We start from the raw sequence: 20,841 nt of genomic DNA on the forward strand, positions 1-20,841 counted from the left end.
CCGGACTGCTTGTCATTATCAGCCGGCTTGCGGGAGGCCGGCGAGCGCGTGAGGCTGATCTTGGAGATAGAACTGAGGCGCGTTCCTACTTGCCATGCTGGATAAAGTTCGCGGTCCTCTCGCCGATCATAATGCACACAGCGTTGGGGTTGCCGGATATGAGCGTCGGCATGACCGATGCATCTGCCACGCGAAGGCCTTCTACACCGTGGACGCGAAGCTCGGGATCGACGACTGCCATGCCGTCCTTGCCCATTCGGCAGGTGCCGGCCGGATGCAGCGCCGGGTGCGCGACCTCTTGGCAGAACTTTCTCACCTGCAGCGGAGTCGCTATGCCGGCGGACGGGATCTGCCTTGACGCAATGTAGCGACGGATGGCCGGCTGCTCCATGATATCGAACGCTCCCATCGTTCCTTCAACCACCGCATCGAGATCGTAGGTGTCGGAAAAATATCGCGGCGCAACACGTGGATTTTCGTAGGGGTCGGCGCTTCTCAGCGTCACTTCCCCTCGAGATCGCGGCCTGATCTGCCCAAGATTGATGGTGCAGCCATTCCCGCCCGGGACTGCATCGACACCTTCCTCGATGCCGGCTCCCACGACCATAAAGTATTGCACATCCGGGATGGCCTCGCTTGTATTGCCCCACCAGAACGCACCGCCTTCGATGAGGTTCGACGAAGCAGGCCCATCCCGGAACAGGAGGTAGTTCAGACCGGCAGCGGCCTTCCAGTGCGGCTTCTTGTATTTGTCGTAGCTGTGGGGGCCGTTCAACTGATAGACGAGAGATATCTCGATATGGTCCTGGAGGTTTTGCCCGACGCCCGGCAAGTCGGCAACGACAGGAATGCCATGTTCGCGCAAGGCCCCGGCGGGGCCGATTCCAGACAACATCAGCAATTTCGGCGAGGCAATCGCGCCGGCCGACAGGATCACTTCGCGACTGGCCATAAGCACCCATTTGCGGCCTTTTGCGACGTACTCCACACCAACGGCACGCCCCTTCTCGACGATTATTCGCGTGACCGTGGAACCGGTTCGAATCTGCAAATTGGATCTGTGCCGGGCGGGCTTGATGAAGGCCGTGGCAGCACTGCTGCGCTGTTTGTTCCTGGCGGTGATCTGGTAAAGACCGCAGCCGGCCTGGTCGCCCGAATTGAAGTCCGGATTATAAGGCAGTCCAGCCTGCTGACAGGCCTGCAGCCAGGCGCGGGTGAGGGGGTGGATGTGGTCGATGTCGGAAACGCCGAGCGGTCCGCCCGCTGCGTGAGCCTGATTGCAGAACCGATTGTTGTCTTCGGAACGCAGAAAGAAGGGCAGTACATCAGCGTAGTTCCAGCCATCCGCGCCGAGCGCCTCCCACCGCGCATAGTCGGACGGAGCGCCGCGGATATAGATCATGGCGTTGACTGAACTGCCGCCGCCCAGCACCCGGGCCTGGACCATGGTCGGCTGTTCGCTTCGCGATTGGCTTGAGGTCGGTTCCCAGGCAATTCGTTTCAGGAGTGATCCTTGAGCAGTCTTGTAGTAGGCGCCCGGAATATGGATGTAAGGATTGAAGTCGCGCGGCCCTTCCTCCAACAGGAAGACCGAGGCATCGGGGTTCTCCGAGAGCCGCGAGGCAATCACGCAGCCGGTCGAGCCGCCGCCAATGACGATATAGTCGCAATTGGTCTGCATCACTTCGTCCTGCGGACGTATACCCCAGAGGGCCGAGCCATGCGCTGTCATGGGTCAAGATCCTACAAAAGCGGCCCCGGTTTCAGGGGCCAGTGCGCCACCGTCAATGTTCGATTGACCGCGGCGGACCTCGACAATACCGAGGCATCGGCGGCTAGTAGGCAAACATCGAGTACCCCTGACAAGTTCGCAGGGCCGCGAACTTAGACGCAACATGAAGCGCGCGAGAGACGTTGCGCTTTGGCGCAAGCATCGGGCCACCGGCACGGCGAGCGCCAAACAAGGCGATGGTTGGAAAGCTGATAGGTGCCGGTGCCAGGCCAACCGAGTTTGAGATACTCAGGCCTTCGCGGTTTGACGCACCAAAGGCGTCAAGTCACGACCATAATCGTCAGAACGCGCACTTCTTTCAACTGCCGCATTATGGTCTGGTATGGCGAAAGTCACCCTCAGGATGGACGACAAAACCGTGCCCAACCAAACGAGAGACCTTTCGTTTGCCGACGACTTCATCTTGGCCAAACTCGTGGAAGATGTCCGCGACTATGCCGTTGAAGATGCCGTCGTTGTGAACATCAGCCCCAACGCCATGATCACCGGGGAGGAGCATCCGGCAATCGTGCCTGCCTGGAAATCGACATGGCTGAAGGGCGGGCAAATCAAGTCCGCGGAGCGCGCGGCTATCCTCAAGGTGCGAAGAGCCACCAATCTTGGCGGGTGCATGTTTCGCGGTTGGGATTGGCTGGGCAATCGCATCAAAAGCTTTCCACGCGATACGCCGCTTTTCATTTCGTCGCAGGACGAGATCGGCACGGTGTCGACCGACCCGCTGGTCTTCACCAATGAGCGTGCCGCCCCAGGATCGCCGCAGACGTTCACGCTCAAGCTCAATCTGTGGTGGTCGCCGGGAGACACGGACTGCTTCATCCACAATGAGCACCCATTCCTGGAAACGCATACCCAAATCCATGGCAGTGGCCGCATGCAGAAATTTAAACTGCGCGACGAAACCACGATTTACGAGGACGTGGTGATGCCTGTCGGTTATTCGCATGACCCGTTCTGCCGGGTTACAGGCAAAAACCAGTGGAGCTACCCCTGGCATCGCTATTACGCGGACACCGACTCGGTCTGGCTGGCGATAGAACTCCATCCATAACGGCTGTCACGGCCATGGCCTCCGCGAGCCTTTCTCGTAAACGCCGTCGCGACCATGATCCAGCCATATCTCCATCGGCCATGGAAGGCTAACAATCCAGCATCAGAGCAGATCGACGGGCTTGGGATTTTGCCCGGCGCTGGTCGCTGGCTCTCGGCCTTTGAGAACTGGACATGATCAAAACGGCGCGCCGCGAGGCACGCAATCTTGCAACGTGAAAGGAAGCACTTATGAAACTCGACAGCTTGCTCGTTGAGGGCACCGACAACGGCACGGCAACCATCCAGGACGACGTGGTGCGGCTCCGTGTCAATGGGAAAACGGATTGGTTCTTCGCCCCAAGCGGCAAGAGCCGGATGGCAAATGTCACGCGAATGGTGGGTGAGGTTGAAGACCAGCATTTTGCATTATCCGCAAAGGTCTCCATCGAATTCGCGTCCGCGTATGACGGTGGCGCTCTCTTCATCGAATGCGACGGCGACAACTGGGCGAAGATCGCCTTCGAGTTTTCCGCCGCACGCAAGCCGACCATCGTCAGTGTGGTCACGCGCACCACATCCGACGATTCGGATGGCCCAGCCTTTCCCGGCGACCATGTGTGGTTGCGCGCCTATAGCGATGGAGAGGCGATCGCCCTCCACTTTTCGGCGGACGGCAAATACTGGAACTTCCTGCGCTGGTTCACGCTGCCTGGCATTGCAAGGCGGCCGATCCGCATCGGCATGGGGGTTCAATCACCCACGGGCGAGGGGACGACCGCTGTCTTCTCCGACGTCAAACTTTCGGTCGGCAAGATCGACGATCTGCGCAACGGACAATAGTTAAGCCGGCACTCATTGACGAAGCCGGGCCGTCATCTGCGGCCCGGTTCTCTACTTCGGTCGGTCCTCGAGAAGTGCCTGTGATAGCAGCGACGGCTGCTTTATCGGCCAGTTGATACCACAAGCGGCTGGCCAATTCGGCGCGCCGCCTTTCTGCGGGAGCAAATGCGGGTGCGCAGTTTTGTTCACGTCTTGGCACGAATTGCATCGTGTCGACCCATCGCGGGCGAGCGCCCGGACAGTGACGCCATAGGTCTCGTTTAGCTCGCCTGCTTCCAGTTTGGCATTCCGATGTAGAGCCGCAAGAGCGGTCATAAGCGAACAGAAGGCCGGTAATCATCCGGCTTCGCTCCTCCCATTGAACAAAAGACCGGCGATCCGTCTCGAGGGACGAAATCGGAGGTTCAATAAGCCGACCGGAAATTGTCGTTCGAACCAGCTGTGCAAAACGCTCTTGACAAGCGGGGTACTTCACGGGATGTTCATTCAGTAATAGTGACTTTCACTGAGTGAAATAAGGATTGGCAATGACGACTGTGCTTCAAAAGGACGAGATCAAGGGGATCATCCCGCCGCTCGTTTCGACCTTCAAACCCGACGGTGATCTGGACCTTGACCTGTTCAAGGGCGAACTGAAGTTCATGGAGAGCGCGGGCATCAGCCTCGCCGTGGTCGGCGGCAGCACCGGTTCAGGTGATGAACTCTCCGCCGAAGAACTCGGCATCCTGGTGGAGACCGCAACAACCAGCAGCAAGCTGCGCGTCATTGCCGGGATAATCACGACCACCACACGCGACGCTATAAAACGTGGTCAAATCGCCAAGCAGAACGGCGCCTGCGCCCTCATGCTTGGACCGCCCATCTACAATACCCCGTCCGGGGAAGGACTGGACAAGTTCATCCAGGATGTCGGGACGGCAACCTCGCTTCCCATCATCTACTACAATCATTTCTTCAACCCGCCGGCCGTCATGCAGCGCATTGCCGAGCTGCCCGAGGTCATCTGCCTGAAGGAAGTGGCTCTGGAGCCTGTGACGGAGCTGGTCCAGACCGTCGGAGACCGGGTTGTCATCGCCGCGGGTGCCGACAGCGTCAACATTGCGAGCTTCCTGTTCGGGGCAAAGGCCTCGATCTCGGGCATCAACAGCGTCATCCCGAAGCAATATGTGGAAATCCATGCCGCGCATGCGGCGGGCGACTACGCGCTCGGCCGCAGGCTTACGGACAAGATCGCACCGCTCGCCCGCGAAATGACCAAGGGGGTCAATTTCCCCGCCCGCATCAAGTTCGCGATCAATGCCCAGGGCCGCAAGGTGGGTGAACCGCGCCTGCCCAATGGCAACCTGGCCAAGGAGGATCAGGACAACATCATCAAGGCACTCAAGCATGCCGGACTGCTTGCCTGAGCCGGGATCGGCTGCAGCTGCCCGTCCGTTGGTCGACTAGCACACAAACAAAACAATCAAAACAGAGGGAATGTGGACATGAGCAAGGACATCAATCGCCCCAACGCTGATCCGGCGCTTATCGGGCGCCGCGATCTATTGAAAACAGGCTTGTTGATGGGCACGGGCATTGTGCTTGCAGGGGTAGGGCTTCGCCCGGCCCTTGCCGACGAACCGAAGCGGGGAGGGACGCTCCGGGTCGGCCTTGGAGCGGCCGGCGCGAAGTCATCGCTCAACCCCTTCATCTCGACGGGCGACATGGATTTCGCCGTCGCCCAGTCGATCTTCGATCGGCTCACCGACTTCGACAAGGACGGCAATCTCTACAACAAGCTGGCCGATGACTTCACCCACAACAGCGATGGCAACATCTGGAAGATCAAGCTCAAGAAGGGTGTGGTGTGGCACGACGGTGCTCCCTTCACTGCCAAGGACGTAGCCTACACCATCCAGTACATCCTCAACCCCGACAATAAAGCCGATGCCTACCCCAATCTGGCTCCGCTACTGGAACCAAAGGGCGTGCGTGCATTGGATGCCAGCACCGTCGAAATCGAGCTGAAACAGCCTTATGCCCTGTTGCCGCAAGTGCTGGGCAGCAAGGTGATGTTCCTCATAAAGGACGGCACGACCGACTTCGACAAGCCGATCGGCACCGGACCCTTCAAGTTCGTGTCGTGGTCGCGCGGCCAGCGGGTGACACTGGCACGCAGCGACAATTATCGCACGGCAGGGCAGCCCTACCTGGATGGCGTCGAGTTCATTGCGATAAACGATCCGACCGCTCGCATGAATGCGCTGGTGGCCGGCCAGGTGGACGCTGTGGCACAGCTTGACGGAAGCCTGGCGCGGCTCATCGAAGCCAATCCTGCGCTTGTGCTGCTGCGTTCCAAGAGCGGCGCCACCACCGATCAATTCATGATGACAAACCTGAAGCCATTTACCGACGTGAAGGTCCGGCAGGCCTTCAGGCTCATGATCGACCGCCAGCAACTGCTCGACAACGCTCTGTCCGGCTATGGCAGGATCGGCAATGATCTGCACTGCATCACGGATCCGGACTATGCGTCCGAACTCCCGCAGCGCACATATGATCCGGATCAGGCCAAATCGCTGCTCAAGCAGGCGGGCTACGACAACAGCCAGTCAATCACGCTCTACACTTCAGATGCTGCTCCAGGCATGCAGGCGTCGGCCACCCTCATCGCCAACCAGGCGAAGAAAATTGGCGTGAACATCGAGCTCATGGTTGTCCCGCCGGACAGCTACTATTCCGGCCCGAACTTCAAGAAGACCCAAATGGGAAGTTCGGACTGGGGCCAGCACACCCTCGAATCCCAATTCGGCCAGGGCTATGCGCGAGGCGCCTACTGGAACGAACCGGATTGGACCAGCGACGCGTTCGACAAGTGGGTCAACAAGGCAAGGACCACGTTCGACGCCCCCAAACGCCGCGAATATTATGTGGAGGCGCAGAAGGTGCTCTGGAACGAGGGAGCCTATATCATCTGGGGCTTCCGCGATCTCCTCGACGCTTCCAGCACCAAGGTCAAGAACATCGTTCCATCGACCCAGAGAAACCTCGGCTATTATCAATTCGAAAGTGTCTATCTCGCGTAAGCAGCAAGGCCGCCGTGGCGCCGATCGGCTCACGGCGGCTTCCTCTCATATGAAGAGTGATAGCCCTTGAATAAGCCATTGCTGAAGCTGCTGCTGACGAGAATAGTCCTGGCTGTCGTCACGCTATTTGCCGTCTCGGTGGTTGTCTTCACCGCGACACAGTATCTGCCGGGAGATCCGGCCCGTGCGGCTCTCGGCGCCAAGGCCGACCCCTCCGCAGTCGAGGCGCTCAGGCGCGAGTTCGGCATGGATCGGCCTGCGGTCGTGCAGTATTTCAGCTGGATCGAAGGCGCCCTCACTGGCGACTTCGGACGATCAATCCCCTCAGGCCGGCCGGTGTGGGAAGCGATCGGGCCTAGGGCCGTCAACACCATGGTGCTGACGGTCACCTCGCTGCTGCTGCTGATACCGCTCTCGTTCGTCCTTGGCATTGTCGCGGCGATCTACAAAGACAGGTTGGCGGATCACCTGATATCGGTCCCGACCATCGTCACGGTTGCCTTGCCCGAGTTCGTCATTGGCACCGTGCTGATCGTCCTTTTCGCGGTCTATCTGCGCTGGCTGCCGCCGGTTTCACTGATCAACGACAGCCTGCCGCTTTCATCCCAATCCAGCCTCTTCATCTTGCCGGTGCTGACGCTGCTTGGCACGACGCTCGCGCAGGTCGTGCGCATGGTTCGCGCGGTGGCCCTCGAAGTGCTGAGCGCCGAGTACATCTACATGGTGAGGCTTCGCGGAATAAGTCCCGCGCGGGTGTTGATATGGCACGTCCTTCCCAACACCATCACGCCGACCGTTCAGACGATCGCGTTGAACGCGGCCTGGCTGGCGGGTGGGGTCGTGGTCACAGAATCCGTCTTCCAACTGCCCGGAATCGGCAGCGCGCTTTCAGATGCGGTGATCAACCGTGACATGCCGACAGTGCTCGCCATCACGCTGATCATCACGGCTACCTACGTGCTTATCAACCTGGTGTCGGAAGCGCTGATCCTGCTCCTGAACCCAAGGCTGCGCGTTGCACGTGGCAAGAACTGAGCCGGGGAGATCGGTCAATGTCCACCTCTGTCCTGCGCCTTACGCTGGCCAAGCCCGCTGCCCGCATCGCCTTGGTCCTAGTCCTGGTCATCATCGCTCTTGCCACGCTTGGACCCTATTTCAGCCCCTACGTCTTTGATGAAATTGTCGGCGCTCCGTTCGCGCCCATAACGCACGAGCATTGGCTCGGAACCGATTTCCTCGGCCGCGATACTTTCAGCCGTTTCCTCTACGGCGGCAGGACGGTGCTCGTCGTCGCGCTGTGCGCGACCGTCGCGGCCTATATCGTGGCCGTGCCGTTGGGCATCTACTCCGGCTTGCGGCGAGGGCCTCTCGATGTCCTGCTGATCGCAATCTCCGATGTCATCTATGCCTTGCCGCCAGCCATCTTCCTTCTGGTGCTTCTCGCCTCGACCGGCCCCAGCCTCCCAACCGTGATTGTGGGCATCGTTATCCTGCATTCGCCCCGCATCTTCCGCATCGTGCGTTTGATCACGATGGATATTTCAAAGAACGAGTACGTGGAGGCGGCCTTCGCCCGCGGAGAAAGCTGGGCGGCGATCTGTTTCCTCGACATCCTTCCAAACGTGCTGACGCCGGTCCTTGCCGATTTCGGTGTGCGGCTTTGCGGATCGATCATTCTTTACGCCTCTCTCAGCTATCTGGGACTGGGCCTGCCGCCGCCGGCCGCCGACTGGGGCCTGATGATCAGCGAAAACCGAATCGGCATCACCATCTCGCCATGGATCGCCATCGCGCCGGCGCTTGCGATTGCCGTCTTCTCCGTTGCCGTCAACGTTCTGACCGACAGCTTTGCGCGCTCGGTTGGTCGCTCGAAAGAGATTTGAAATGGCCGAAGCAATTCCGCTCGTCGTGCAGTCGCTTTTCATGCACGATCTCAGCGGCCGCGAAATCGTCAGCGATGTATCCATTGCCGTTGAACGCGGCGAAGTCCTGGCCATCATCGGCGAGTCGGGATCGGGCAAGACCTCTGTCGCGCTGAGCTTGCTTGGCTTCGCGCGACCGGGAATGCGAATTTCGTCGGGCAAGATAATCATTGGCGGCACCGACATCCTCTCGCTTTCAGGGCGCGAGAGGCGTCCCTTTCAAGGCGGTAAGGTCTCGCTGGTACCGCAGAATCCGACCACCAGCTTCAGTCCGAGAATGTCCATCGGCAAGCAAATGACCGAACTTCTTGCCGCGCATGGTCACTCGCAGCCCAGCCTGAAGCCGTTGCTGGCCGAAGCTCTGCGCAACGTCGACCTCCCCGATGATAAGCGTTTTTTGAAACGCTATCCCTTCGAGTTGAGCGGCGGACAACTTCAACGCATCGCCATTGCCATGGCCTTTATGACGTCACCGCAAGTGATCGTGATGGATGAGCCAACGACGGGCCTTGACGTCTCTACCCAGCAGACGATCCTTGAACTGATTGCCAGGCTGGTGAAGTCCAGCAACGCCAGCGTGGTGTATGTAACTCACGACCTTGCGGTCGTGAACGTCGTGGCCGATCGGGTGGCCGTCATGCTGTCCGGCAGGATTGTTGAGCAAGGTGGCCGCAAGCAGGTTTTCGCGGAGCCGCGCGACGACTATACGCGCATGCTGCTCGACGCCATACCGCGACTGGTGACCGATAGCCCGGGTCCTGCGGCGGATGACACGACCGTCAACCCCCTTGCATTCCGGAACGTCCTCGAGGTGAAGAACCTGCGCGCCTCGCATGGCCACGTCGAGGTTGTCCACGGCATCTCATTCTCGGTCGGCAAAGGCGAATGCGTGGGGCTGGTCGGCGGCAGCGGCAGCGGCAAGACCACGACAGGCCGCTGCGTGACGGGTTTGCATGGCAATGCCACGGGCAGCTTGTTGTTTGAAGGCCATTCGATACCCTTCGCCGTGTCGAGCCGCTCCAAAGCTGATCTGAGCGCCATGCAGATCGTGTTTCAGAACCCTGACCGCTCGCTCAACCCCAAGGAATCGATTGCTCAAAGCATTGCCCGCGCCGTTCGCCTGACCGGGATGACGGACAAGACGAGGGTTGGTGCGGAGGTCCGGTCGCTGCTCGACCGCGTTCGACTGCCGCAAAGAGTAATCGACCTCTATCCCGCGGATCTGTCCGGAGGCGAGCGTCAGCGCGTGGCGGTGGCCCGCGCGCTGGCTTTGAAACCGAGGCTTCTGATTTGTGATGAGATTACGTCGGCTCTAGACGTGTCTGTGCAGGCAGCGGTCGTCGAGCTTCTGCTCGATCTGAAGAAGGATGGTCTTGCAATGTTGTTCATAACGCACAACCTGCCGCTGGTCTCGGAAATCGCTCGGTCCATCATAATCATGAAGGACGGGGACATCGTTGAGGCCGGGCGAACGAACGAAGTCCTCCATTCGCCGCAGCATCGCTACACGAGGATGTTGTTGGAAGCCGCGCCGCGCCTTAATTGACGGCAACCTCTTCTTGGAGCACCAAGAGGGCGATTGTCATGGAGATTCGCCGGAGCGATCTTGCCCACCGACCTTGCCACCGATGAGCAGAAGAGTGCCCGTTTCGACGCAGTCGATCGGGCGGTTGCCGTTCTACGCGTTCTCGAACGGGCTGACCAGCCGATGTCGCTGTCAATGATTGCCCGCGAGGTCGGGCTGGGCCAACCAACGACGTCGCGCTATGTCTCCAGTCTTGTCGGTCATGGTCTTATCGCCAAGGTAAACGGCAACCGCTATGTCCTGGGCATCGGGCTCTATATTCTGGGGCAGAAATCCCTCCATAGAAGGGATGTGCGAACTGTAGCCCGTCCCTATCTCGAAACCCTGCACGAGCAGTTCAACGAGACGGTCAGCTTCGCTCTCTGGCTGCGCGATGAACTCGTTGTCGTGGACTGTATCGAGGCCATGCAAACCTTGCGTCAGGGGGCGTCAGTCGGCGTGACGAATCCGTGGCATGCCAGCTCCTTGGGAAAGTCCATACTCGCCCGGCTGGATGCGCATGAAGTTAACAGGCTCATCAATTCATCGGGGTTACCCCGCTACACCCAGAATACCCTCGTCACGCTGGACCAACTGCGTGGCGAATTCCCGCTCATACGGGAGCGGGGCTTTGCGGTCGACAACGAGGAGTCGGCGATAGGTGGCCGCTGTATCGGGGCACCTGTTTACGATGAGGCCGGACGCCCGCTCGGCGCGATCAGCATCAGCGGGCCGATCGCGCGCGTCACCGACGAGGATCTCCCTTCGACGGGCAGGCGCGTTGCCGAGATCGCGGATCAGATATCGCGCGCCATGGGGTATGAAGGGAAGATGTCAGCCTGACCCCCGCAGCGAGTGATCGGCGGAGCAACCTGCCCGGCTGTCATTTCGACAGCCAGGCTCTGCAGGTTACGGCCGAATTGCGATTGTTCGGCGCTTTGTCGCAGCCGTGGCCACCGCCTCGGCGGCCCGCAGGGCCGCGACATTATCCGAGCCTCGCGCCAGCCAGGACATTTTTCGCTCCCCGGCGCTGACAAAATCCTCGACGGTCGCGACATGGGAGTCTCCGTCGCGAACCGGAACGAGCTCATTCTTGGCGCCATGGCGTCGCATGAGCGTACCCGAAGCCTTCCCGTTCAGCGTGCCATGGGCGATCAGTGTGCCGCGATCGCCGGCGACCACCACCGTGCTTTCCATGTCCATGATCGCGAAACTCTCGAACGTTTGGAATATGCTGCCATCGTCGAGCTTGAAAGCATAGGAAATCTGGTTAGGACCATTGCCTTCATTCGCACCGAGGGCGGAAACTTCCTGAGGCTCCGCGCCCGTGAGGAATCTAGCCAGGTCGATGTCGTCGACGGACATGTCGAGATAGATGTCGCTGTCGCTTTCGAGATCGTCCATCCTGCGCTTGGCTGTCGGCTTGTATGGTCCCTCGCGTGTTATAAGGGTCGATTGAACCTTGCCGATTTCGCCGTCGACGATCAGCCTGCGCATGGTCTGGTGGATCGCCGAAGCCCGGAACGGGTGATGTACGGCAAGCACGATCCCGGCCGTATCGCACATTCGCACCAAAGCGGCCGCCGTCTTGCTGCTTTCAGAGATGGGACCGTCGCAAAGGACGTTCTTCCTGGCCTCCGCCGCGGCAGCGATATAGTGCCCTCGGCGCCCTATCCGCGCGCTGACATAGATGAACTCGACGTCAGGGTCGCCGAGTGCATTCGACAAGTTGGTTGTCCACTGTGGGATATCCAGGTCCTGGGCGAAATGCGCGGCGTCCAGTTTGCGCCGGCTGACCACCCACAGGGGAGTATGCCCTTGCGCCCTGATGCCGGCGACCATCTGCTCCGAGGCGATGGTGCCGGTGCCCATAACCGACCACCCCGTCTTGCCGTGAGTTGCCATGCCGGGCGCTCCTTATTCGGTCCAAGTATGGGCGAATTCGCGTCGCGGAGCCAACTTCGCATCTGATTGAGTTCTGCATTAATGTGGCGTACACAGAGCGTCTAGTCGCGTCACCGGGAAGGCCGCCAGATTGAACCACCTCGCAGGGGATAATGCCGCGCTGGCGGCGAATTTGAGAACCCTCTGCGACCGTCACGGGTCTGTGGCTGCCGTTTGTCGCAAATTAAACGTCAACCGGCAACAATTTAACAAATATTTGTCCGGCGCCCACGTACCGTCGAGCGCCAACCTGCGCACGATCGCGAACTTCTTCGGGCTGAGCGTCCCGATCCTTTTCTCCAACCCGGAGGAATTTCGGACGCTGATCGACGGCAATTTTTTTCATGCAATGTCGACTGCCCGGCATTTGCCTGAGTTTGTGAATTTCCTCTCCAACATTGTTTTTGACAGCACCGTTCAGGATTCCGAGATCCTGGGTGTTTATGACCGGTATCAGTTTTCTTCGATCTACAAAGGCTTCATCCTGAAATCGGCATTCTGCTTGTACAGATCGGATAAGTTTCTGCAGCATTACTATATTGAACGGTTTCCGAGCTTCGACAAGCCGGGAAAAACCGAATATGTCTTTAAGTACTATGGTTTTAGTTTTCCGGTGGCGGACAGGCTATTCACAGCCGATTTCGAAGGCATTCAGAGCAATGAGCTCACCTTCGGCGTCTACGCCCAGGTGAAACGAAACGCCAAGCGCTTCATGTTCGGCATTGCTAGCGGCATCGCGGCCAATGCCTTTCGCCAACCCTACTCAACGAAGGTCGCTTTGCACTACAAAGGACCAGGCCTGCTCCAGCGCCGTCACCTCAAGGAGCTTACAGTGATCGACAGGGGCGACCCGAGCATCCCCAGGGAAGTGCTGCAGTACCTCGGTGACGGGTCCGACATGATCCAGATGTAGTCTCGGAGCCTTCACGGCACGAGGCTGTAGTCCAACGCTACCGCGAAGCCGGCCTATGCCGTGCCGACAAGCTCATTCAACGCCAACCGATGCAGCGCAGGCGTTGCTGAGGCCAGGACCGGCCCTCCCTCTTCGGCGCGGCCACCGTCGATACGGGTGACGACACCGCCTGCCTTTTCAATAATCGGTATCAGGGCCACGATGTCGTAGGGCTGCAGGGACGGCTCAAGCGATAGATCGATCCGACCCGCGGCCAGCATTGCAAAAGCGTAGCATTCCCCGCCATACCGGGTCATCTTCACCGCGCTGTTCAGCCGTTCGAATCCAGCCTTCAGATCGCCATGAAAATGTTCGGGCGAGTTGGTGTGGAGAATGGCGTCGGAGAGATTGTCGATGTTGCGCGTCTTGAGTGCTTTTCGCTCGCCGGCGCGCTGGCGCCATGCGCCCGTTGCGTCGGCCCAAAACCGTTCGCCGATATAGGGCTGGCTGAGCATCCCCATCTCGGCGTGGCCGCGATTGGTTAGACCGATGAGCGTCCCCCAGACCGGAATGCCGCAGATGAAAGGTCGCGTTCCGTCAACGGGATCGAGGACCCATCGCCAGTCGCTGCCGCCGCCCGTCTCGCCGAATTCCTCGCCGAGTACCGCGTGGTCCGGGAACTCTTTCACTATGGCGGCACGCAACGCGATTTCGGCCTCGCGATCTGCCTCGGTCACCGGATCGAACCTGTATCCAGCCTTCACCTTTGTCTCTACGGCGAGGTCGACCAGATAGCGGGGCAGGGTCTCGGCGTCCGCCAAATCAGCCAGATGGTGCAGGAAGGACGAGTCCGGGAGCTTTGACATGGGTTCCATCTCCAACTAGTCGAATGCGGCTGCCGCCTTGGGTCAAACGCTGGATCGAGTTTCAATTTTGAGGTGCGCCCTCTTGTCTGTCTAGAACAAGCACCGGGCAATTTCATCCAGCGCAGGCTTGCGCGACCGGTCGGTCCTCAGGCCGCCTGCAAGGACAGAGCAGAATCCCCAGCCAGCAGACGCACTGCGCTCGCCGCACGGGCAACGACACCTCGTTCGAGTTTGCCGGCGCGGACACTGGCGATGATAGTGTTTGCCACCTCATCGACCTGGGGCCCGCCCGCCAACAGAAGAAGGTCGACGCCGGCTTTGAGCGACGCCATCGCGGCTTCCGGAACCGTGCGGCCGCGCAACGTTCCAGGCAGATCGAGATCGTCCGAAACAATCAGGCCACGGAACCTGTGGGCACCGCGAAGCATCGCGACCACCTTTGCGGAAGTCGACGAAGGCTCGGTCGGATCGATTGCATCGACCGGTATGGGCCCGGTCATGATGGCGCGCACACCCGCCGCAATGGCCGCGTCGAAGCATTTCAGATTGGGTTTGAGCTCGTCCAGCGAGGCAGTGACCGACACAGTCGCGCTGTCGTGCGGGTCTTCAGGCACATGGGGATGGCCGGGAAAGTGCTTTGCTGTTGCCGCCACCCCCTGGCTCTGCACGCCTCGAATGAATGCCGACGTGGCGCGACTGACGAGGTCGGCATCCACGGAAAAGGTGCGGTCAAGCAGCCACGGATTGCTTCCGGTCACCAGGTCTACGACGGGGGCCAAAAAGAAGTTGATGCCGCAGGATTTGGCGGCGCGAGCGGCCTCCACGCCAAAGTGCTCGATCTCGGTCTCCTTCATCTCCAGAACTTCGCGCGGATGAGGAAGCTGGGGTCCAAGGTTATGGAGGCGGTGCACCCCTCCCAGTTCGTAATCGATTGCAATCAGCACGTCGTCGGCAAGCGACCGCGCGCGGTCGTGGTAGTCCAGAAGAAGCTGCTGCGTTTCCGATTGCTGCCTAGCTGGCGACATGCGACGCGCCACATACTCCTCGCGCGTCGATCCGAGAAGGGAAGCGACGCCGCCGGCATTGAAGAAAGACGTCGACGCTTTGGTGAACTCGACCTTGTCATAGGCGGGCAGGAGTACTGCGTAAGCGTCGCGGGATAGGTCATCCATTTTGTTCAGTCCTGATTTGTCTTGGCTCTGAAAGTGTAGTGGTTCGATGCAAAGACCGTGCAACCCGGGAGGGATGAGGTGGAGATGGGTTTGGCTTGTGCTGTCAGCGAGCCAGCCAAAGTCCAATCATTGACGTTTGTCTGCTCTACGAATTTGGGAACGCAACCCACGCTTTCGACGCTGAAGACGTGACGCTGATCTCGGACAGCAGGACGCCCCTCAGCCCTTCGTAAACATCGGAAACCGCCACCTGCAGCGCTTTTCGCCAGTTTCGGCCTGCCTCGAGCGCCGTCGCATAGTCGCTGTACAAGACAGCGAGTGCTTCGAGGTAGCCTTCGGGAGAGCCGGCCGGCAAGCTGGTTGCCAGTTTCGCGTCAGCCGACAGGTCGCCGTTTCCGCGACGATAGGTGAGGTCGCCTTGGCCAAGACGGAAGACGCTAAGCGTTTCCGGCGCCTCCTGCCGCCATTCCATGGTGGCCTTGGAGCCGACGATCTTGAAGCGCAGGCCGTTGCGATGGCCAGGAGCGGCAAAGGAGGACCACAAGACGCCGTTGGCGTTGCCCTCGAATTCCAGCTGGATCAAGTCAGTGTCGTCCAACCCAAAGGAATCGACGGTTCGCATCAGGTTGGCGCTGAGTGCTGTGCATCGGAGCCCGGACACAAACTCGAGGATATTGAAAGCGTGCGTGCCGATATCCCCCAGCGCGCCCGTCGGTCCCGCCTTTGCCGGATCGCCGCGCCATATCCCGCCCTTGCCCAGTTTCGAGGGGTCGTTGACCAACCATTCGAGCAGATACTCAACGTGCATGAAGCGAACCTGCCCGATCTCGCCCGCGCGAATACGAGCGCGCGCGTCTCGGACCATGGGATAGCCTGTATAGGTGTATGTCACGGCAAAGAACGTGTCATTGGCCGCCGCTATCCGCTGAAGCTCGCGCGCCTGCTCCGACGAGTGGACCAGCGGCTTTTCGCAGATGACAGGAATGCCCGCGTCGAGAAACGCTTTGCACGGTTCGAAATGCAGATGATTGGGCGTGACGATGATCGCGACTTCGATCGCATCGTCGCGTGCTGCTTCGGAGGCCGCCATGTCTTGGAAGCTGAGGTAATTGCGGTCCGCAGCCACCCCAAGCGCGTCGCCCGCTTCAACGCATGTTTGCGGGTCGGACGAGAAAGCGCCAGCTACAAGTTCGAAACGATTGGTAAGCCGCATGGCAGTTCGGTGGCGACTTGCAAAGAATGAACCACGACCGCCTCCCACCATTCCGGCGCGAAGACGACGTTTGCGGGGGATGTCATTCGTTAGAAGGCTCATAGGTACCCATTGCGCATTTCGGCCACTGTCTGGACCGGTCGGAGACGGATGTTGTACTCTTCCAATTCGACAGCGGCGGCGCCGAGGAAAAGTCCCAGGGTACCCTTCCACTCGCTAGATCAAGCGACAAGTTCGCACGGTTCCAATCTGTGACGCACAGTGACGCGATGCGCCTAGATCGCTGTCCATCGTGCATCGAGTCCAGACTCCCATTTGAGCGCCGCTCAGCCGCGATGGTATCCGCGCCCCGTAAGCGGTCGGACAGCACGGGTTGGTATGGTGGATACGATGTTCCGCGACCCGTTCCCCCTTTTCCCGCGTCGGAGATGGACGTCCAAATGCGTCAGGAATGATGACTGTGCGAAATTGCGTCGGTGAGCGGCAGGTAGTGAGACTTGTCGACCACATGATCGATGAGCAGCGCCCTTGGCTCGACAGGCAGCGCCGGTTCATGATGACATTGTGGCTTGGGAAGGTAGGGAGTTATATCCTCTAGCGATGAAGACGAAATTGGAAGCTGCCCATGATCTGCCTGGGAGGTCTGGATGATGCTTTCGGAAGAGCGTCAGGCGATCATACGCGATAGATTGGCCGAGCAAGGCAAGGTCCTGGCCAATGCGCTAGCGCTTGAGTTCCGCGTGTCGGAAGACACCGTACGCCGCGATCTTCGCGACCTTGCCAAAGCCGGGATTTGCCGCAGGGTCTACGGCGGAGCGCTCGCCAAGGCATCGGCGGCCGGCACCGGAGGCGAGCGGTTGAAAATTTCCGCCACCGATCTCGCGGTGCTGACTGCTGCCGCAACTAGGCTCGTGCGACCGGGCGCAGTGATCCTGATGGATCAAGCAGCCCTAAACGTCGCCTGCGCTGGCGCTTTGCCCCGTGACATGACCTTGACGGTTGTGACGAACGCTCCGTCTGTCGCGACGGCATTGGCAGGGCATCGTCAAGCGCGCGTGGTTCTGTTGGGCGGCCTATACGACCAGGACAGAGGATGCTCTTTCGGACCCGTCTGCCTCTCGCAGTTGGAGCAGTTCCATGCCGATCTCTTCTTCGCTGGCGATTGTGCCATAGATGCTTCCGTCGGCCTGACCGCATTCGACCTTGCCGAGGCAGAGATCAAACGCGTGATGTGCAGGCGAAGCGCCGTTCGGGTGGTTTTTGCAGCAATCGACAGGGTGTCAAGGGTTGCACCCTTTCAGGTTGCGGGACCTGGAGAGATCGACCATTTGGTGGTCGGGCGCCACCTAACTGCCGAGACCCTCGAATTGTTTAGCAAGCAGGGCACGGTGATCCACCGCGCATAGGGCGGTTCAAATTGAAGCCTCGACGATCGACTACGAAGGACCTTCAACAAGATCCTGCATGAGATTTTTGAGATCGCGTGCGACCTCATAGCTGTTCATCTGATGCTGCTTGTTGCAGAACAGCTCGCAGCTCCACCAGCCATCGTAGCCGGTGGACTTCACGGCAGTCACCCACTCTCTGAGATCTAGGGCGCCTTTGCCTGTTTCCACGTCGCGCAGTACGGGCTCGTTGGGAACCCCGCCCGCAAACGGGAGAGAGTCGCAGATGTGCACGCCGTAAATCAGATCCTTGTCTAATCGCGAGATTTGTTCGGGACCGTCGCCTGAGGTGTAACAGTGCCAGAAGTCGACGACGAGACGTATGTTGTCGCGCGCTGCTTTCCTGATGGTGCGAAGCTGCCTGTCGAGGGTGTTGAGCGGCGTCCAGGACAGCGCTTCGTGGTAGATGACCAAGTTGCGCTGGGCGGCAACGTCGGCGACCGAGGCCAATCCAGACGCCGTAATGTCGATCTGCTCCTCTATCGGCAGGCCAACAACGCCTCGGTAGAGATCAGGTCGCCGCGTAACGCTGGTGGGATCGAGCGCCTCGAGACTGATTGGACCCGTAATGACCTGAATGCCCCTTGCTCCAACCGCCGCGGCAAGGTCAGTCAACGCTTCCGCGTCTTTCAGCAGGTCCTTTCGAGCGTCGCCGTAGCGTTCCACGTCGAGAAGAAATCCAACTCCTGGGATGAAAGTATCGCCGATAAGGCGCCGCAAATCCTGCGAATTGAAACCAGCGTCCAGGAAAGCGCGAATCTTGGCGCCGGATGCTTCCAGCCCGTCGAAACCGGTCAGGTGTGCGATATCGAGATCAAGTGCCAGCGTGCCGTATCGCGCCACAAGGGCATGCAGGATAATCTGGTTGCGCTTCGACATGGGTTCCACCGTCGTAAGTGGTTGACAATACCAGCAAGCAAGCCATACGCCTTGTGCAAGCGGAATTTCGCGGTGGCGCGAATTCTTGCGCGATATGCAGCACTTATCGCATTACATCGCGTCGAAAATCTCGCGGATTCCGGAAGCGTGTTGCGCGTGGCACGAGCCAGTCTCGGCATAATTCGCCAATCGGCGGCGGGAACGGGTCAACGCGTACTGTCGCAAGTCTTCTCTGATAGCGCGTCACATTGCTTCAAATAAACGTACCCTGCGAACTTGTCGCAAGGCCTTCCATGGCTGCTTATTGAAAGCATGGACGAGGAGCATATCTCGCAACGCCTCGTAAGCCAAAACATAAGAGGGTCGAACAATGAAACTGACCGGTGGGCAGATCGTCGCAAGAGCGCTCAAGGAATATGGCGTCGAATATGTGGCTGGCGTACCTGGACATGGCATCTGGGCCCTGTTCGATGCTTTTCTAGAGGAAGGCTCGCAACTGCCCTTTATCCAGGTCATGCATGAACAGAGCGCCGTTCATATGGCGGACGGCTATTTCCGCGCCAGCGGCAAGCCCATGGCATGTTCGACGTCGGTCGGGCCCGGCGCCACCAACACGATCATTGGTCTTGCAACAGCCTACTGCGACTCCACTTCGTTGTTCTATGTCTCGGGCTCGCCACAGACTTACATGCATGGCCACGGCACCATGCAGGAGATCGAGCGCCAGCAGGACAACGCCTTTGCGCGCATCACCGAGCAGGTGACCAAGCGCGCCTGGCAGGCGCAATCCGTCGAGGTTCTGCCGAGCATCATGCATCGCGCCTTCAACGAGATGCTCACCGGTCGTCCGGGCCCCGTGCATGTCGAGGTACCGATGGACGTGCAGGTCGAGGCGGCGGACGTTACCATTCATCCGCTGGACAAGCGCCTGCCGATCGGTGTGGCCCACCCGGATCCGAGCGCGATCGAGGCGGCGGTAAAGCTTCTGTTGACTGCCGAACGGCCGGTCATCGTCGCCGGTGGCGGCGCCATCACGGCCAACGCTTCGAATGAATTGACGCGTTTGGCCGAGCAGCTCGGCGCGGCGGTTTCAATCACCTGGAACGGCAAGGGCGCCATCTCGGAAGATCATGAGCTCTTCATCGGCGCGGTCGGCCAGACCGGCACGACCTGCGGCAACAAGATCACCGCGTCCGCGGACGTCGTGATCTCCGTCGGTTGCCGCTTCACAGATTGGTCGGCTTCTTCCTACGCCAAGGGCGTTTCGTTCTCGATCCCCCCGGGCAAGCTGATCCACATCGATCTTGACCCGCGCGAGATTGGCAAAACCTATCCGACCGAGGTGGGCATTGTTTCCGACGCAAAGGTGGCGTTGGAGGCAATCCTGGCGTTGATCTCGGAGGCAGATGCAAAGAAGGCCTTGGCGAAACGCGAGACGTTCCTGGCCGACGTTCAGAAAGCGAAGGCTGACTGGATCGCTCTGGTGTCGCCGCGCGAAAACAGCCGCGAAACGCCCTTCACGTCGCAGCGCCCCCTGGTCGCTTTGCGCAAGGTCCTCGACCGCGATGGTATCGTGGTTGTCGGTTCGGGCAACACCCAGGGTTCGGTGAAGCAAAGCTTCCCGGTCTACGAGCCGCGCACTCATCTGACCTCCGGCTCCTATTCGCCGATGGGCTGGGCGGTGCCGGCGGCGTTGGGCGCCAAGCTCGCATGCCCGGATCGTCAGGTCGTGGCGATCGTTGGCGACGGCGACTTCATGATGTCGCTGCCCGAAATGGGCACCGCCGTGATGAACGGCATCAATGTGGTGTTCCTCGTGTTGAACAACTCGGGCTACATGTCGATCCGCGGTGGCCAGCGCAAGTTCATGGGCCGTCACATCGCTTCCGAATTTACCCATCATTCCGGCAATGGCCAGCCTTACTCTGCCGATATCACGGCCTCCGCCCGCGCATTCGGGCTCGAAGCCTGGAAAGTCGAGAAGGATGAAGATCTCGAAAGCAGCCTGAAGGCAGCTCTGGAATGCGGCGGCCCGGCTCTCGTCGAGGTCATTGTCTCGCGCGACGCGGCGGGACCGTTCGCGACCGGCTGGTGGGATTTCCCGTCGCCGGCCTACTACGAAAAGGAACAGGCCGGCTACGCCGAGATGCGCGCCCGCGAGCAGCACCTGTAGCAGGATCGACCTGAGGGCGGGCCGGCCCCGTCCTCACACTTCACC

General features: G+C 59.8%; 17 protein-coding genes. 11 read left to right on the forward strand and 6 right to left on the reverse strand.

Annotated features, from left to right (window positions below; translation table 11 throughout):
• Positions 1-85: 85 nt before the first annotated feature.
• The gene (locus EN851_RS23670; RefSeq protein WP_245520799.1) at positions 86-1,681 is read right to left on the reverse strand and encodes a GMC family oxidoreductase N-terminal domain-containing protein; all 1,596 of its coding nucleotides are present in this window, start codon (positions 1,679-1,681) and stop codon (positions 86-88) included.
• 433 nt (positions 1,682-2,114) lie between these two features.
• Between EN851_RS23670 and EN851_RS23675 the strand changes: the two genes are divergently transcribed.
• The 8 genes from EN851_RS23675 (at position 2,115) to EN851_RS23710 (ending at position 11,055) form a co-directional block, all read left to right on the forward strand.
• On the forward strand, positions 2,115-2,840 hold the full coding sequence (locus tag EN851_RS23675; protein ID WP_245520794.1) for a hypothetical protein: 726 nt from the start codon (positions 2,115-2,117) through the stop codon (positions 2,838-2,840).
• A 230-nt stretch (positions 2,841-3,070) separates the two neighbouring features.
• Positions 3,071-3,661 (forward strand): DUF1349 domain-containing protein, encoded by a 591-nt coding sequence (locus EN851_RS23680; protein WP_135930075.1) that lies wholly within the window; start codon positions 3,071-3,073, stop codon positions 3,659-3,661.
• A 527-nt stretch (positions 3,662-4,188) separates the two neighbouring features.
• Positions 4,189-5,067, forward strand: a complete 879-nt coding sequence (locus EN851_RS23685) for a dihydrodipicolinate synthase family protein (RefSeq protein WP_135930076.1) — start codon at positions 4,189-4,191, stop codon at positions 5,065-5,067.
• Between the two features lie 78 nt (positions 5,068-5,145).
• A complete protein-coding gene (locus EN851_RS23690; protein ID WP_245520795.1) occupies positions 5,146-6,726 on the forward strand; it encodes an ABC transporter substrate-binding protein in 1,581 nt (526 codons plus the stop codon).
• A 66-nt stretch (positions 6,727-6,792) separates the two neighbouring features.
• Positions 6,793-7,761 (forward strand): ABC transporter permease, encoded by a 969-nt coding sequence (locus EN851_RS23695; protein ID WP_135930077.1) that lies wholly within the window; start codon positions 6,793-6,795, stop codon positions 7,759-7,761.
• Positions 7,762-7,778: 17 nt separating this feature from the next.
• The gene (locus EN851_RS23700; RefSeq protein WP_135930078.1) at positions 7,779-8,609 is read left to right on the forward strand and encodes an ABC transporter permease; all 831 of its coding nucleotides are present in this window, start codon (positions 7,779-7,781) and stop codon (positions 8,607-8,609) included.
• Between the two features lies 1 nt (position 8,610).
• Positions 8,611-10,194, forward strand: a complete 1,584-nt coding sequence (locus tag EN851_RS23705; RefSeq protein ID WP_245520796.1) for an ABC transporter ATP-binding protein — start codon at positions 8,611-8,613, stop codon at positions 10,192-10,194.
• A 60-nt stretch (positions 10,195-10,254) separates the two neighbouring features.
• Positions 10,255-11,055 (forward strand): IclR family transcriptional regulator, encoded by an 801-nt coding sequence (locus EN851_RS23710; protein ID WP_245511667.1) that lies wholly within the window; start codon positions 10,255-10,257, stop codon positions 11,053-11,055.
• A gap of 66 nt (positions 11,056-11,121) precedes the next feature.
• Here the strand turns inward: EN851_RS23710 and EN851_RS23715 are convergent, their stop codons facing one another.
• Complete coding sequence (locus tag EN851_RS23715) at positions 11,122-12,117, reverse strand: Gfo/Idh/MocA family oxidoreductase (RefSeq protein WP_127870953.1); 996 nt, start codon at positions 12,115-12,117, stop codon at positions 11,122-11,124.
• Positions 12,118-12,247: 130 nt separating this feature from the next.
• Between EN851_RS23715 and EN851_RS23720 the strand changes: the two genes are divergently transcribed.
• Entirely contained in the window at positions 12,248-13,069 is an 822-nt protein-coding gene (locus EN851_RS23720; RefSeq protein ID WP_127870954.1) for a helix-turn-helix transcriptional regulator, read from the forward strand.
• A 53-nt stretch (positions 13,070-13,122) separates the two neighbouring features.
• On the opposite strand, the gene hisN is transcribed toward EN851_RS23720, so the two are convergent.
• The 3 genes from hisN to EN851_RS23735 form a co-directional block, all read right to left on the reverse strand.
• Positions 13,123-13,923 carry a histidinol-phosphatase gene (gene hisN / locus EN851_RS23725; RefSeq protein ID WP_245520800.1) on the reverse strand — a complete coding sequence of 267 codons (801 nt, stop codon included), beginning with the start codon at positions 13,921-13,923 and terminating at the stop codon, positions 13,123-13,125.
• Between the two features lie 137 nt (positions 13,924-14,060).
• Positions 14,061-15,086 carry a glycoside hydrolase family 3 N-terminal domain-containing protein gene (locus EN851_RS23730; protein ID WP_135930079.1) on the reverse strand — a complete coding sequence of 342 codons (1,026 nt, stop codon included), beginning with the start codon at positions 15,084-15,086 and terminating at the stop codon, positions 14,061-14,063.
• A 145-nt stretch (positions 15,087-15,231) separates the two neighbouring features.
• Positions 15,232-16,401: a Gfo/Idh/MocA family oxidoreductase gene (locus EN851_RS23735; RefSeq protein WP_135930080.1), complete on the reverse strand. Its 1,170-nt coding sequence runs from the start codon at positions 16,399-16,401 to the stop codon at positions 15,232-15,234.
• A 545-nt stretch (positions 16,402-16,946) separates the two neighbouring features.
• Between EN851_RS23735 and EN851_RS23740 the strand changes: the two genes are divergently transcribed.
• On the forward strand, positions 16,947-17,705 hold the full coding sequence (locus EN851_RS23740) for a DeoR/GlpR family DNA-binding transcription regulator (protein ID WP_135930081.1): 759 nt from the start codon (positions 16,947-16,949) through the stop codon (positions 17,703-17,705).
• A gap of 30 nt (positions 17,706-17,735) precedes the next feature.
• On the opposite strand, the gene EN851_RS23745 is transcribed toward EN851_RS23740, so the two are convergent.
• On the reverse strand, positions 17,736-18,623 hold the full coding sequence (locus EN851_RS23745; protein WP_127870957.1) for a sugar phosphate isomerase/epimerase family protein: 888 nt from the start codon (positions 18,621-18,623) through the stop codon (positions 17,736-17,738).
• A gap of 370 nt (positions 18,624-18,993) precedes the next feature.
• On the opposite strand from EN851_RS23745, the gene EN851_RS23750 reads away from it, so the two are divergent.
• The gene (locus tag EN851_RS23750) at positions 18,994-20,796 is read left to right on the forward strand and encodes a thiamine pyrophosphate-binding protein (RefSeq protein WP_135930082.1); all 1,803 of its coding nucleotides are present in this window, start codon (positions 18,994-18,996) and stop codon (positions 20,794-20,796) included.
• Positions 20,797-20,841: the final 45 nt, after the last annotated feature.

It is taken from the genome of Mesorhizobium sp. M8A.F.Ca.ET.208.01.1.1 (genome assembly GCF_004791315.1).
Taxonomy (GTDB): Bacteria; Pseudomonadota; Alphaproteobacteria; order Rhizobiales; family Rhizobiaceae; genus Mesorhizobium.

Excerpts from the sequence above, each read along its gene's own strand:
- EN851_RS23735 (WP_135930080.1), bottom strand. The coding sequence starts at position 16,401 with ATGAGCCTTCTAACGAATGACATCCCCCGCAAACGTCGTCTTCGCGCC.
- EN851_RS23705 (WP_245520796.1), top strand. The coding sequence starts at position 8,611 with ATGGCCGAAGCAATTCCGCTCGTCGTGCAGTCGCTTTTCATGCACGAT.
- EN851_RS23680 (WP_135930075.1), top strand. The coding sequence starts at position 3,071 with ATGAAACTCGACAGCTTGCTCGTTGAGGGCACCGACAACGGCACGGCA.
- EN851_RS23745 (WP_127870957.1), bottom strand. The coding sequence starts at position 18,623 with ATGTCGAAGCGCAACCAGATTATCCTGCATGCCCTTGTGGCGCGATAC.
- EN851_RS23675 (WP_245520794.1), top strand. The coding sequence starts at position 2,115 with ATGGCGAAAGTCACCCTCAGGATGGACGACAAAACCGTGCCCAACCAA.
- EN851_RS23670 (WP_245520799.1), bottom strand. The coding sequence starts at position 1,681 with ATGCAGACCAATTGCGACTATATCGTCATTGGCGGCGGCTCGACCGGC.
- hisN (WP_245520800.1), bottom strand. The coding sequence starts at position 13,923 with ATGGAACCCATGTCAAAGCTCCCGGACTCGTCCTTCCTGCACCATCTG.
- EN851_RS23685 (WP_135930076.1), top strand. The coding sequence starts at position 4,189 with ATGACGACTGTGCTTCAAAAGGACGAGATCAAGGGGATCATCCCGCCG.
- EN851_RS23715 (WP_127870953.1), bottom strand. The coding sequence starts at position 12,117 with ATGGCAACTCACGGCAAGACGGGGTGGTCGGTTATGGGCACCGGCACC.
- EN851_RS23740 (WP_135930081.1), top strand. The coding sequence starts at position 16,947 with ATGATGCTTTCGGAAGAGCGTCAGGCGATCATACGCGATAGATTGGCC.
- EN851_RS23690 (WP_245520795.1), top strand. The coding sequence starts at position 5,146 with ATGAGCAAGGACATCAATCGCCCCAACGCTGATCCGGCGCTTATCGGG.
- EN851_RS23730 (WP_135930079.1), bottom strand. The coding sequence starts at position 15,086 with ATGGATGACCTATCCCGCGACGCTTACGCAGTACTCCTGCCCGCCTAT.
- EN851_RS23750 (WP_135930082.1), top strand. The coding sequence starts at position 18,994 with ATGAAACTGACCGGTGGGCAGATCGTCGCAAGAGCGCTCAAGGAATAT.
- EN851_RS23700 (WP_135930078.1), top strand. The coding sequence starts at position 7,779 with ATGTCCACCTCTGTCCTGCGCCTTACGCTGGCCAAGCCCGCTGCCCGC.